Genomic DNA, 12366 nt, shown 5'->3' with positions numbered 1-12366 from the left:
CCGGCAACGCAGTCGCAATGCGTTGCCCTCTTGTCGGAGCGGAGCCGTCAGGCCGCAGCGGCAGCGCCGGGGTTTACGTCGATCGGCGCGTAACTACGCCACCGGGCTCGGTTCGCGCGCGTCCCCGGATCGCGGACGCGGTCAGCGCTGCGGCGGCGCCGCCAACTCGCGGGCGTCGAGATAGCCGTCGCGATTGCGATCCTGGCGATTGAAGGTCGCGGCCAGGCGCGCCAGATGCTCGGCCCGGGTGATCGGGCGACCTTGGCCGCCCGGCAACTCGTCGGCCGACAGCACGCCGTCGTCGTTGCGATCCATGCGGTCGAAAGCGTAGCCCATCCACGCCTGGTACTCGGCCAGCGACACGCGTCCGTCGCCGTCGGTGTCCATCCGTTGCAGATACTCGGCGGTGCGCGCGACCTGGGCGCCGGCGGTCGTCGCGAAGGCGCCGCAGGCCAGGACGATGCCCAACGGCGCGACGCGCGGTCCAGGTGCGCGCCTCATCCCAGAGACCGGCTCAGGCGCGCGCGCTCTGCAGCGAGTAGCCCTTGAGCCGGGCCGCGTAGTCCTGCAGCGCGCGGATCCCGCTGGCTTCGGCCTCGCGGCACCAGGCCTGCAGGTGCTGCAACGCTTCGCCGGCATTGTGCGTGCGCGCCTCCAGCAATGCCGCCAGGCGCGCACGGTACTCGACGAGGGTCCGGATGCGCGGCCGTTGCGCGATCCAGGCCTGCAACTGCGCGCGTGCATCGGGCGCGAGCCAGCGGCCATCGTCGACCAGGCCGCGGCGCAGCTTGCGCGGCAGCAGCGCGCGTAACTTGGCGCCGGCCGCCTGCGCCTCCTCGCGCAGCGCCGGGCCCAGCACGTTGCGCTGGTAGTCGGTCATCGCGTGGAAGCGATGGGCGAGCAGCGCCTTGAGCGTGTCGGTATCGGGCGCGTGGATGTTCGGGCGCACGTCGAGCGACGGCGCAACCCGCAGCACCCGGGCCAGGCGCAGCGCCTCCAGCCCCTTGATCACCGCCCAGCCGATGTCGAACTCCCAGCGCCGCAGCGCGAACTTCGCCGAGCTCGGGAACGCATGGTGGTTGTTGTGCAGTTCCTCGCCGCCGATCCACACGCCCCACGGCGTCAGGTTGGTCGCGGTATCGGTGGTCTCGAAGTTGCGGTAGCCCCACCAGTGGCCCAGGCCATTGACCACGCCGGCGGCCCAGAACGGGATCCACGCCATCTGGATCGCCCAGACCGCGACGCCCTTGAAGCCGAACAGCACGATGCTCACCAGCAGCAGCACCGTCGGCCCCATGGTCGCGTACGGGGTGTAGAGGTGGCGCTCGATCCAGTCGCTGGGCGTGCCCTTGCCGTACTGCTCGATGTCGGCGCGCTGCGCGCGCGCCTCCCGGTACAGCTCCACGCCGCGCCAGAAGACGTTGCCGATGCCCTTGTGCATCGGGCTGTGCGGGTCGTCCTCGGTTTCGCATTTGGCGTGGTGTTTGCGGTGGATCGCGACCCATTCGCGGGTGATCATCGACGTCGTCAGCCAGGTCCAGAAGCGGAAGACGTGCGCGACGGCCGGATGGAAATCCACGCCGCGATGTGCCTGGCTGCGGTGCAGGTACAGGGTGACGGCGAAGATGGTGAGTTGGGTGGCGGCCAGCAGGTACAGCAGCATCGCGCCCCACCCCCACTGCAACAGGCCACCGGACAACAGGTCGAGCAACGAGACGGACATGGCGATGGACAACGGGTTCGGGTGTATGTCCCATGATGGGACGGACCTGCGACGATTGCCATCCCTGCCCGCCCGTATGGTGAGCGGCGGCGTTCAGGCCTGTCACACTGCGCGCCATATGAACACGCCCGATCCCCGGACACCCCCGCTGCTGGACCTGCACGATGCGACCGTGGTCCGTGACGGACGGACGGTGCTGCATGCACTGCGGCTGCGGATTCCGGCCGGCCGACACACCGCGATCCTGGGCGCCAACGGCTGCGGCAAGTCCACGCTGGTGCACCTGCTTACACGCGAACTGCACCCGTTGGCGCATGCCGACGGCACGCCGCCGGTGCGCGTGTTCGGCGCTCGGCTGGGCGATGTGACGCAGCTGCGCGCGCGACTGGGCATCGTCACCGGGCGCATCCACCAGGACCTGCTGTCGCTCCCAGCCCTACGGGTGGAAGACGCCGTCGTCGCGGCGGCGCACGGCAGCATCGCACCCGTTGCGTCCGCGCGCGTCGATGCCTCCCTGCGAAGCGCAGCACGTGACGCTTTGGCCGCAATGGCCGCCACGCACCTGGCCGGACGCCGCTACGCGACCCTGTCGGCGGGTGAGGCGCGCCGGGTCCTCATCGCCCGGGCGCTCGTCCATCGGCCCGAAGCGTTGCTGCTCGACGAGCCCTCGACCGGACTCGATGTCGTCGCCCGCGCACAGTTGCTCGACCGCCTGCGCACGCTGGCGCGTGGCGGCACCACACTCGTCCTGGTGACCCACCACGCCGAGGAACTGCTGCCCGAAATCGGGCATGTGGTGCTGCTTCGCGAGGGCCGGATCCTGGACGAAGGGCCGCGCGAGGCAATGCTGACAGAAGCTCTGCTGTCGCAGGCGTTCGGGGCGCCGCTTCGGCTGGGCTGCGACGCCGCCGGTGTGCCGACGTTGCAGGTTGCCCCGAACAGCTGAGCGCTCGCGGCGGCGCGGCATGCCCTCGGCGCCTGCGCTGTGCGATAGTCGGCCCGCACCACCGCTGTTTCGTCTGGCATCACCACTTTCGGGAGGGGGTCCATGCTCGAGCAATACGGTTTGTGGCTGGCGCTGGGCTGCGCCGCCATCGCGATTCTCTACGGCGTGGTCTCCGCCGGCTGGATCAACCGGCAACCGGCCGGCAACGAACGGATGCAGCAGATCGCCGGCGCGATCCAGGAAGGCGCGCGCGCCTACCTCAATCGCCAGTATCTGACCATCTCGATCGCCGGCGTGGTGCTGTTCGTGCTGATCGGTCTGTTCCTGGGCTGGTCGACCGGCTTGGGCTTCCTGCTGGGCGCGGTGCTGTCGGGTGCGGCGGGCTATATCGGCATGAACGTCTCCGTCCGCGCCAACGTGCGCACGGCCGAGGCCGCCAGGCGCGGCATCGGGCCGGCGATGGACGTTGCATTTCGGGGTGGCGCGATCACCGGCATGCTGGTGGTGGGCCTGGGCCTGTTGGGTGTCGCCGGTTACTGGATGCTGTTGCCGCATTTCGGCATTGCCGGCGAGCCCGCCCTGCACGCACTGATCGGCTTGGCCTTCGGCAGTTCGCTGATCTCGATCTTCGCGCGTCTGGGCGGCGGCATCTTCACCAAGGGCGCGGATGTCGGCGCGGACCTCGTCGGCAAGGTCGAGGCCGGCATTCCCGAGGACGACCCGCGCAACCCGGCGGTGATCGCCGACAACGTCGGCGACAACGTCGGCGACTGCGCCGGCATGGCCGCCGACCTGTTCGAAACCTACGCGGTCACGGTGATCGCGACAATGCTGCTGGGCCATCTGATGGCCAACCAAGTCGGCGCCAATGGCGTGCTCTATCCGCTGGTGCTCGGCGGTGCGTCGATCCTGGCCTCGATCGTCGGCACGTTCTTCGTCCGCGTGCAGTCGGGCGGCTCGATCATGGGCGCGCTGTACAAGGGCGTGATCGTCTCGGGCGTCATCGCCGCGGTACTGTTCTGGCCGATCACCACGCAGTTGATGGCCGACAACGCCCACGGCGCCGGCAACCTCTACTGGTGCGCGCTGATCGGGCTGCTGCTCACCGGCGCGATCGTCTGGATCACCGAGTACTACACCGGCACCCAGTACGGGCCGGTCCAGCACATCGCGCAGGCGTCGACGACGGGCCACGGCACCAACATCATCGCCGGGCTCGGGGTGTCGATGAAGTCGACCGCGCTGCCGGTGGTTGCGGTCTGCTTCGCGATCTGGGCCTGCTATTCGTTCGCCGGGCTCTACGGCATCGCGATCGCGGCGACTGCGATGCTGTCGATGGCCGGCATGATCGTCGCGCTCGACGCCTATGGCCCGATCACCGACAACGCGGGCGGCATCGCCGAGATGGCCGAGCTGCCGCCGGAGGTGCGCGAGATCACCGATCCCCTCGACGCGGTCGGCAACACCACCAAGGCGGTGACCAAGGGTTATGCGATCGGCTCGGCGGCGCTGGCGGCCCTGGTGCTGTTCGCCGACTTCACCCACAACCTCGAGGCGAGGTACCCGGGTGTCGAGTTCCGCTTCGACCTCGCCGACCCGGCGGTGATCATCGGCCTGTTCATCGGTGGCCTGATCCCCTACCTGTTCGGCGCGATGGCGATGGAGGCGGTCGGCCGCGCGGCCGGCGCGGTCGTGGAGGAAGTGCGCCGCCAGTTCCGCGAGATCCCCGGGATCATGGCCGGTACCGGCAAGCCGCAGTACGACCGCGCGGTCGACATGCTCACCCGCTCGGCGATCAAGGAAATGATCGTCCCGTCCCTGCTGCCGGTGTTGGTGCCCGTCGTCGTCGCATTGGGCATGAATGTGCTGATGGGCCCCGGCGCGGGCATCCGCGCGCTCGGCGGCCTGTTGATCGGCACGATCGTCACCGGCCTGTTCGTCGCGATCTCGATGACCACCGGCGGCGGCGCCTGGGATAACGCCAAGAAGTACATTGAGGATGGTCACTTCGGCGGCAAGGGCAGCGAAGCCCACAAGGCCGCGGTGACCGGCGACACCGTCGGCGATCCCTACAAGGACACCGCCGGTCCGGCAATCAACCCGCTGATCAAGATCATCAATATCGTCGCGCTGTTGCTGGTGCCGTTGCTGTAGGCAGAACGGCGCGTCGACGCGGCCGTCGATGTATCAACGAGACGGCGCTGTCGCTGCATCGCGTCCGGCGCAGCGCCTGCCGCGGCGCGCCACGTGCGACCGGCCTGGACCGCAGTCAATCGCGCAGGAACACACCCTGCGCGAGATCGAACCACGGCGTGCACAGCAGGCGCTGGGCATCGGCGAACGAGAAATCGGCACGCCACACCTCGCCGTCGTCGCCCGGCTCAGGCGCGAGCAACCGGGCGGCGTCGGCCGGGGCGACCCCGAGACACCAGCGCACCGCGTCCGGCGCATCGCCCAGCCACTGCGAGAAGGCGAACTCGCCGGCCAGGTCACCGCCCGGCTCGACACGACGGACCAGCGGCGTAGGCGGCACGGTCGGTGCCGGCGTGGGCAGCGACTGCGCGATGTGCGAGAGCGTGACCCGCCCGTCGCCTTCTTCGCGCAGGTAGGGCATGCCGGCCGCGCCCTGCTTCTGGCGCCCGGTCAGCACCGCATGGCGGTCGCCCCGGTCGAACACCGCGAGCGCGACGCTACCAGCATTGCGCAGCCGATAGCGAACCTCGAGCGCACCGCGCGTCGTCACAGCAAACACGGCTTCGAGCGTGACGCCGTCGGCGTCGACATGGGCGCGGGCAGTATCGGTCGGCGTCATGGAAGACCTCGTTCTCGGGAAGCGGCATCGGACCCCGTGCACGCAAGGGTGCCGGCAGCGCCGCAGGCCGTGCGCGGCGCACGATGTGCGGGGCAGGCACCAGCATGCGGCGGACGCCGTGAGCGGGGCGCGCACGCCGCGCGCGGCCTCACCCGCGCCGCGGCGCCCTCGTTCTCACGCGGAAGGCGGCGCATGCGCCGCCTTCCGTGCCGACATCACCGCGCCGCATCGCGGCGCGGTTGCTCAGAGCGCGTAGCTCGGCCGATCCGGCAGGCCCAGTTCGCGGCGGATGCCGTTCTCGGTCAGATGGATCGGGTTGTGGGTGAGCGGACCGGTACCGTCGAAGTCGTAAGGCTGGGCACTGGTCTCCAGGCCCACGGCCTGCCGTTCGGCATTGGGCACCTGGCCGCTGTCGGGACCCTCGCCGCGATAGGTGCCCGTCAGGAAGGTGCCGTTGACGCCGTTATAGGCATGCGACATCTCGTGATAGAGGACCACCGACGGCGCCGGGAAGGCGTCCATGTGGAAGGACGGGTTGTAGCTGATGGTCACATCGCCGCCGGCGCCCGGACGCCCGTTGATGATGTCGGCGTCGTTGCTGAAGGTCTGGGCGTAGCCGTTGTCCTCGTTCGCGAGCTCCTGGATCGTCACGCTGTTGCCCTTGGCCTCGGCCGCCTTGTCGAATTCGGCGAGCATCTGCTGGCCGTTGGGCGAGGCGCGCAGGAAGTCCAGTTCCGACTGCATGCGCTGCACAAAGGCGTCCGAGCCCTTCACTGCGATGCCGCGGTCGCCGACGCTGTTGTCGATCTCGACATTGACCACGGTCGGCTTGGCGCCGGTCGCGGCATTGACCAGATCCGAGACCTCGGCATACACGGTCGTCTGCGCATGGGCGCCCTCGATCGTGTCCTGCCCCTCGCCGGCGTACACCGTGGTGCGCCCCTCGCCGACGTGGACCGTATCGTCGCCGCGCCCGGCGGAGATGATGTCGAACTCGCCGCCGCCGTGGATGACGTCATCGCCGCGGCCGCCCTCGATGTAGTTGGTGCCCGAGCCGGCATGGATGGTGTCGCTGCCGTCGCCGCCATAGATCACATTGACGCCGCTGCCGCCATGGATCTCGTTGGTGCCGCCGGTGGTGTGGATATCGTTGCGGCCACTGCCGGTCACCCGGATCAGGTCGTCACCGTCGCCGCTGGCGATGCGGTTGTCGCCGTTGCCTTCGACAAGCACATCGTTGTCGCCCTGGCCGGCGTCGACGACGATGTTGACGTCGACATTCGGGGCGACCTTGATCGTGTCATTGCCCTCGCCGGTGCGCAGCGTCAGCTCCTGGCCCTCGCCCAATCGCACTTCGTAGCTCTCGCCGTTGACGGAGACATCGAGCGTGCCGTCGTCGCGTTGGCTGACACCGACATCGTCGTCGCCACTGCCGGTGGTGAACACGACCTGGTCGCGGCTGACATAGCCCTGGGCGACGGTGCGTTCGCGGGCGATCTCCACCTGCCCATCCTTGTGCAGCGGATCGATCTGGATCGGCTTGCCGTCCGGCGTACTGCCCGTGGTGCGCTGGCTCGGATTGCTGGCCGTGCCGTCGATCTCCACCGCGCCCTCGGCCGCGCGCCGCATCCCCTCGCTCACGGTCACCTGTGGACCGTCGTCTGCCAGGCCCTTGATCGGCTGGCTGAGATCGATGCCGTCGGCCGGCCCCTCATGCTCGCGAGGGTTGGGATCGAGCGGATTGTCCCAGTAGCCCTGGGTGCTTGCGGACGGAACAGACGTGGGCGACAGCGAGTCGAGCGTGGTCATGACGGGCCCTGCACGAGAAGAGTGACGGCCATATGTACGCCAGCGTATGGGACGACCATACTAGGGCGTACCCGAGGCTGGCCCCGGCCATGACGGTTTCAGGCGAAACGGCCCGACAAGGCGCGCTGCGCCGCAACATGCCTTGCGCGTAGAATGACGGCCCACTTTCCGCACTGGAACCGCAGCAGCATGGGCCTGGATTCCGTCTCCACCGGCAAGAACCCGCCGCACGAAATCAACGTCATCATCGAGATCCCGAAGGACGCCGAGCCGGTCAAGTACGAGGTCGACAAGGAGAGCGGCGCGATCTTCGTCGACCGCATCCTGTCCACGCCGATGCGCTATCCGTGCAACTACGGCTACGTGCCCTCGACCGTCTGCGGCGACGGCGACCCGGCCGACGTGCTCGTCGTGCTGCCGCTGCCGCTGGTGCCCGGCTCGGTGATCCGTTGCCGCCCGGTCGGCGTGCTGAAGATGAGCGACGAGGCCGGCAGCGACGAGAAGATCCTCGCCGTTCCGGTCGAGAAAATCTTCGCCGGCTATGCCCACGTCGATGATCTCGACAAGGTGTCCACGCACTGGCTCGAGCGCATCGGCCACTTCTTCGAGCACTACAAGGATCTCGAGAAGGGCAAGTGGGTCAAGGTCGAAGGCTGGGGCGATGCCGCCGAGGCCAAGCAGATCCTGGTCGACGCGATCGAGGCCTACAAGCAGGCGGGTTGATCCGCATCCGGCGCCGGGCGAGCGCCGGCGCCCGCCCGGCGCGCACTCGAGGCGCACCGGCGCACCGACGCTGCGCCCGCGCAGCATCCCGCAGGGGGAGAGGCACACGTGCGCATTCTGTTCGTGGGGGGCAGCGACGGCCTGCCCGCCGGATGGCTCGAACTGGCGGGCAGCATGGACGCGCGCTGGGACATCGCGCATGTCGAAGACGGTGGCGCTGCGATGGCCCTTGCCGCCGAATCGCCGCAGGACGTTGTTGTCGTGGCACCCACACTGCCGGACATGTCCGCGGCCATGCTGCTCGGCCAGATCCGGACGCTGCGACCCGAGACCTCGCGCATCGCGCTGATCGGCGCCCAGCCGGCGGCCCGCCTGCTCTCGCTCGCCCACCGCTTCCTGCCCCTTCCGGTCGACGACGCCCAGTTGCTCGAGGCCATCGGCAGCCTCCAGGAACTGCGTGACCTGCTCGACGACCCGGCCCTGCGCACGTGCATCGGCCGCATCGAACGGCTGCCGCCACCGCCGCAGACCTATCTGGCGCTGACCCATGCCCTGGAGGCGGAGGATGCCGCCGGCGCGGCCGACATCGCCCGCCTGATCGGCCGTGATCCGGCGATTGCCGCCAAGGTGTTGCAGCTATGCAACTCGGCCTACTACGCGGCCGGGCGGACGGTCGCCGACTTGCGGACCGCGGTGACACGCCTGGGGCTGTCGACGATGCGCGACCTGGTGCTCGCCAGCGAGGTCTTCGCGCAGCACGGGCGCATCGACGTCGACCGCCACGCGCTGCAGCAGCGCGCCTTGCACGCCTCGCAGCTCGCCCGCCGGCTGCTGCCCGATGCCAGCGCCGAACTCGGCGCGACTGCCGCGCTGCTGGCCGACATCGGCCTGCTGCTGCCCGGCGTCCGCGATGCCCGTCCGGACGCAGTGGCGACAGACGACGACACCCCATTCGATGCCCCCGGCCACATCGAAGCCGGCGCCTACCTGCTGGGCCTGTGGGGCCTGCCGATGCCGATCATCGAGGCCGTTGCATTCCAGCGCGACCCCGCCCTTGCTGGCACGCGCGGCTTCTGGATCGTCGGCGCGGTGCACGTCGCGACCTCGCTCGCGGGCGACCTGCCGCTGCGCGAAGACTATCTGGCGCGCGTCGGTATGCTCGAGCGGGTGGAGGATTGGCGTGCGTGGGCACTCGACACGGCCCGGGCGTCCGCGGTGCCCTGATGGAGTGCCCTTGGGCGGCCCGCGATCGGCCCGCGTAAGAGCACCTCGCTTTCATGCGACCCCCGCCCGCCTAGCTCCTGGGCGGCGAGCCGCACGACCAATGCCTTCGCTACAAAGAACTACGGCCCCTTTCGGGGCCGTAGTCTTGCCACGTGCGTTGCTTCGATCGATCAGAAGCGCTGCTGGTACTTCATGTACGTGAAGCGGCCGATATCGAAGCTGCCCTGGTAGGAGAAGCCACTGCTCGGCTGCGTGTACATCAAAGGACCGACGCGATCGAACACGTTGTTCACACCGATGGACACCGTCGCGTTCCACGGCGCCTTCCAGCGGATCTGAACGTCGTTGAACGTGTTGGAACCGGTCTTGTTCTGCGGAATCGCGTTGTCGTCCTGATCGATGTAGTCGGGCAGATTGCACGGCACATCGAAATAGCACTCCTCCTTGACGCCCGAGAAGTAACGCGCAGTCCAGGTCGCCCCGAAATCACCGTAGTCCCAGTTCAACGATGCCACGGAGCGGATGCGGAACGACCCTCCGAAGCCGACCTGTGGCTGCGGCGTCGTGTTGTCGGTGCTGTCGGACTTGATCTCGAAGTTGCTGTAGTAGGTCGTCGCCCAGTTCACACCGAAGTTACCGAACGCAGTCTCGGGCAGCGCGTAGTTGACCTCGAGATCGTAGCCTTCGATCTCCCAGTAACCCGCATTACGGCCAATTCGCGTCAGGTTGTCGACAGTGCCCGTGGTTTCGTCACGAGTGAAATAGTCGCACTGCGAGCTGATGTCGTAGATATAGCAGTCGGCCAGGATGCCCGACGCCGTGAACGCAGTCACGACGTTGTCGATCTTGGTCTTCCACCAGTCGAGCGAAACACCCAGACCGTTCACATACTGCGGGCTGTACACCAGGCCGAGCGAACGGCTGACTGAGGTTTCAGGGGTCAGATCGGGATTGGAGCCACTGAGGAACGGCGTACCGGTCTGGCCGCCGTAGGCGACCGTACCGCCTTGTCCGCGCTGACGATAGCCTTCGTAGTTGGCGATGTCGGCGGCGCAGCGGGCGAAAACTTCCGGATTGTTGGCGGCGGCACCGGCCACGGTGTCGCAAGGATCGACGTAGCGATCGAAGGTCTGACCAACGCCGCCATACAAGTCGGACACCGCCGGCGCACGGAAACCCTCCGCCCAGGTACCCCGCACCAACAAGTCGTCGATCGGCCTCCAGCGGAAGCTCGCCTTGCTGTTGGTCGTGTCGCCGAAAACGTCATAGTCCGAGTAGCGGCTCGCGACATTGAGCGCCAGTTCCTGCGCACCAGGCACGTCCGCCAGCAGCGGAATGTCGAGCTCGAGGTACGCTTCGTTGACGCTGTACCCGCCGGAGGTTTCCTGTGCGGCGAGGTTGGTCGAGTTACCTGTCTGCGCGAAGGCGTCTGGCGAGTAACGTCCCTTGACGCGACGGTTCTCCAGGCCAGCGGCAAAACTGAGTTCACCGGCGGGCATCGTCACGATCGAGCCGCTGACGTTGGCGAAGTAGTTATGGGTCGTCGTCTCCGACGTCGCGTTCTCCATCAGGAAGAATCGACGCTGGATGTCCGGATTGGCCAGCGAGTAGGGCCCTTCGCTGAGAACCGGGCTCCACGGCGTGCAGTCCGCCAGCGCAATCGGTGCATCAGGAGTACCGCATTGGACGACACCAGCATCGTTGAGGAACGACGGGCCGACCGCCTGACGCACGGCAAGCTTGTTGAAGTCTCCGCGGCCACGAATGGTGGAGTCGCCACGGGTGAACAGGTAACCCGCATCCCAGTCGAAGAACTTCTCGCCGACCTCGAACGAGCCTTCAAGCGCGGCGCTGAAGCGGTACGTGTCGAGACGGCGGTCGGTGGTGCGCGGCACTTCCCAGCCACGGCGCCGGAAATCGAGCGTCGCACCCGTCGGATTGAAGTAGCTGTCGGCGCTGATCGGGGTCTGCACATCGACCGCACCGCTCTGCAACGGGTAGCCTGCAACCTGCACACTCGTCTCGCGACGGTTGAAGCTCGCATCGGTGACCAAACGGAGCTTGTCGGTCAGGTCGAAGTCGGCACTGGTGAAGATCGACGTGCGCTCCATGCCGGTCTTGACCATCATCTGCTCGGCGGCATTGCTCGTATCGCCGATGACGCCGTCACCCGGATTCACCTGCGGGCGGTAATCGGCCAGATTGGTCGGATCTCCGCCGTCGCGCAGCACGAGCCAGCCGGGACCGTTCGGATTACGGATGTTGCCGATCGCGCCGACGGTCGTGTAGTTGTTGGACTCGTCCTGGCCCGGATAGGAGAAGCGCGAGAAAGGACGATCCTTCGCGAAGACGGGATCTTCTTTGTCGTACTGCGCACCGAAGACGATGGAGCTACGCTCGCCCTGCGAACCGATGGTGAAGTCGAACGACTGGACAGCACCATCGCCTTCGCCGTACTGACCGTAGTAGGCGTTTGCTTCGGCACCATCGAAGTTGCGACGGGTGATGACGTTGATCACGCCTGCAACTGCGTCGGAGCCGTAAAGCGACGAGGCGCCATCCTTCAGCACTTCGATGCGTTCCACCATCGACGAGGGAATGGTGGCCAGATCCTGGAGGCCGTCATTGTTGACGCCGAGGCGACGACCATTGAGCAGCACGAGCGTACGCTCGGGGCCCAGATTGCGCAGATCGACGAACGTACCGCCCGGGCTTTCACCGGACGCCAGCGGGTTGGAGCGGCTCAATGAAGGGCTACCCGTGGCAGCGATGTTCTGCAGAATGTCGCCGACGGACTGGAAGCCCTGATTCTCGATATTGGTACGCGAGATGGTCTGGATCGGCTGTGCGTTCTCGACGTCGACCTTACGGATGCGTGAACCCGTGACCTGAATACGGTCCAGTTCAGTGGTGCCCTGCGTCTGGTTCTGCGCGCTGGCAGCGGCGGGCGCGAGCGCGAACACGATCGCGGCGGGCAGCAGGCCCTTGCGGATCGCGGAGGTGCGAAGGTTCATCAAAATTCTCTCTCCAGAGTGGTGTGTTACTGACGCGTTAAGACGCCCATCGCACGTTACGTCTGCACGCCGGATTCACGCCTTGCTGCGCAGGCCCTCTGGATTTGCCGAATTT

9 protein-coding genes are annotated in these 12366 nt (G+C 67.5%); 4 read left to right on the top strand and 5 right to left on the bottom strand.

The features are described from left to right. Window positions 1-141 precede the first annotated feature (141 nt). Complete coding sequence (locus MNO14_RS02035) at window positions 142-501, bottom strand: EF-hand domain-containing protein (protein ID WP_241945151.1); 360 nt, start codon at window positions 499-501, stop codon at window positions 142-144. A 13-nt stretch (window positions 502-514) separates the two neighbouring features. Further along, window positions 515-1723: a fatty acid desaturase gene (locus tag MNO14_RS02030; RefSeq protein WP_241945150.1), complete on the bottom strand. Its 1209-nt coding sequence runs from the start codon at window positions 1721-1723 to the stop codon at window positions 515-517. A 118-nt stretch (window positions 1724-1841) separates the two neighbouring features. On the opposite strand from MNO14_RS02030, the gene MNO14_RS02025 reads away from it, so the two are divergent. Both MNO14_RS02025 and MNO14_RS02020 read left to right on the top strand, forming a co-directional pair. Further along, entirely contained in the window at window positions 1842-2669 is an 828-nt protein-coding gene (locus tag MNO14_RS02025) for an ATP-binding cassette domain-containing protein (protein ID WP_241945149.1), read from the top strand. Window positions 2670-2771: 102 nt separating this feature from the next. Next, a complete protein-coding gene (locus MNO14_RS02020) occupies window positions 2772-4823 on the top strand; it encodes a sodium-translocating pyrophosphatase (protein WP_241945148.1) in 2052 nt (683 codons plus the stop codon). A gap of 115 nt (window positions 4824-4938) precedes the next feature. On the opposite strand, the gene MNO14_RS02015 is transcribed toward MNO14_RS02020, so the two are convergent. Together MNO14_RS02015 and MNO14_RS02010 are read right to left on the bottom strand one after the other, a co-directional pair. Beyond that, window positions 4939-5481, bottom strand: a complete 543-nt coding sequence (locus MNO14_RS02015; RefSeq protein WP_241945147.1) for a hypothetical protein — start codon at window positions 5479-5481, stop codon at window positions 4939-4941. Between the two features lie 243 nt (window positions 5482-5724). Continuing rightward, complete coding sequence (locus MNO14_RS02010) at window positions 5725-7290, bottom strand: M91 family zinc metallopeptidase (RefSeq protein ID WP_241945146.1); 1566 nt, start codon at window positions 7288-7290, stop codon at window positions 5725-5727. Window positions 7291-7479: 189 nt separating this feature from the next. Between MNO14_RS02010 and ppa the strand changes: the two genes are divergently transcribed. After that, the gene (gene ppa / locus MNO14_RS02005; protein ID WP_241945145.1) at window positions 7480-8013 is read left to right on the top strand and encodes an inorganic diphosphatase; all 534 of its coding nucleotides are present in this window, start codon (window positions 7480-7482) and stop codon (window positions 8011-8013) included. 174 nt (window positions 8014-8187) lie between these two features. Beyond that, the gene (locus MNO14_RS02000; RefSeq protein WP_241946229.1) at window positions 8188-9237 is read left to right on the top strand and encodes an HDOD domain-containing protein; all 1050 of its coding nucleotides are present in this window, start codon (window positions 8188-8190) and stop codon (window positions 9235-9237) included. Between the two features lie 170 nt (window positions 9238-9407). Here MNO14_RS02000 and MNO14_RS01995 read toward each other — a convergent pair whose 3' ends face one another. Beyond that, a complete protein-coding gene (locus MNO14_RS01995) occupies window positions 9408-12251 on the bottom strand; it encodes a TonB-dependent receptor (protein WP_241945144.1) in 2844 nt (947 codons plus the stop codon). Between the last annotated feature and the right edge of the window lie 115 nt (window positions 12252-12366).

Source organism: Luteimonas sp. S4-F44 (assembly GCF_022637415.1).
Classification (GTDB): Bacteria; Pseudomonadota; Gammaproteobacteria; order Xanthomonadales; family Xanthomonadaceae; genus Luteimonas.
This window is presented reverse-complemented; position numbering and strand designations above follow the sequence as displayed.

Coding starts and splice junctions, on each gene's coding strand:
- MNO14_RS02035 (WP_241945151.1), bottom strand. CDS start 501: ATGAGGCGCGCACCTGGACCGCGCGTCGCGCCGTTGGGCATCGTCCTG.
- MNO14_RS02030 (WP_241945150.1), bottom strand. CDS start 1,723: ATGTCCGTCTCGTTGCTCGACCTGTTGTCCGGTGGCCTGTTGCAGTGG.
- MNO14_RS02025 (WP_241945149.1), top strand. CDS start 1,842: ATGAACACGCCCGATCCCCGGACACCCCCGCTGCTGGACCTGCACGAT.
- MNO14_RS02020 (WP_241945148.1), top strand. CDS start 2,772: ATGCTCGAGCAATACGGTTTGTGGCTGGCGCTGGGCTGCGCCGCCATC.
- MNO14_RS02015 (WP_241945147.1), bottom strand. CDS start 5,481: ATGACGCCGACCGATACTGCCCGCGCCCATGTCGACGCCGACGGCGTC.
- MNO14_RS02010 (WP_241945146.1), bottom strand. CDS start 7,290: ATGACCACGCTCGACTCGCTGTCGCCCACGTCTGTTCCGTCCGCAAGC.
- ppa (WP_241945145.1), top strand. CDS start 7,480: ATGGGCCTGGATTCCGTCTCCACCGGCAAGAACCCGCCGCACGAAATC.
- MNO14_RS02000 (WP_241946229.1), top strand. CDS start 8,188: ATGGACGCGCGCTGGGACATCGCGCATGTCGAAGACGGTGGCGCTGCG.
- MNO14_RS01995 (WP_241945144.1), bottom strand. CDS start 12,251: ATGAACCTTCGCACCTCCGCGATCCGCAAGGGCCTGCTGCCCGCCGCG.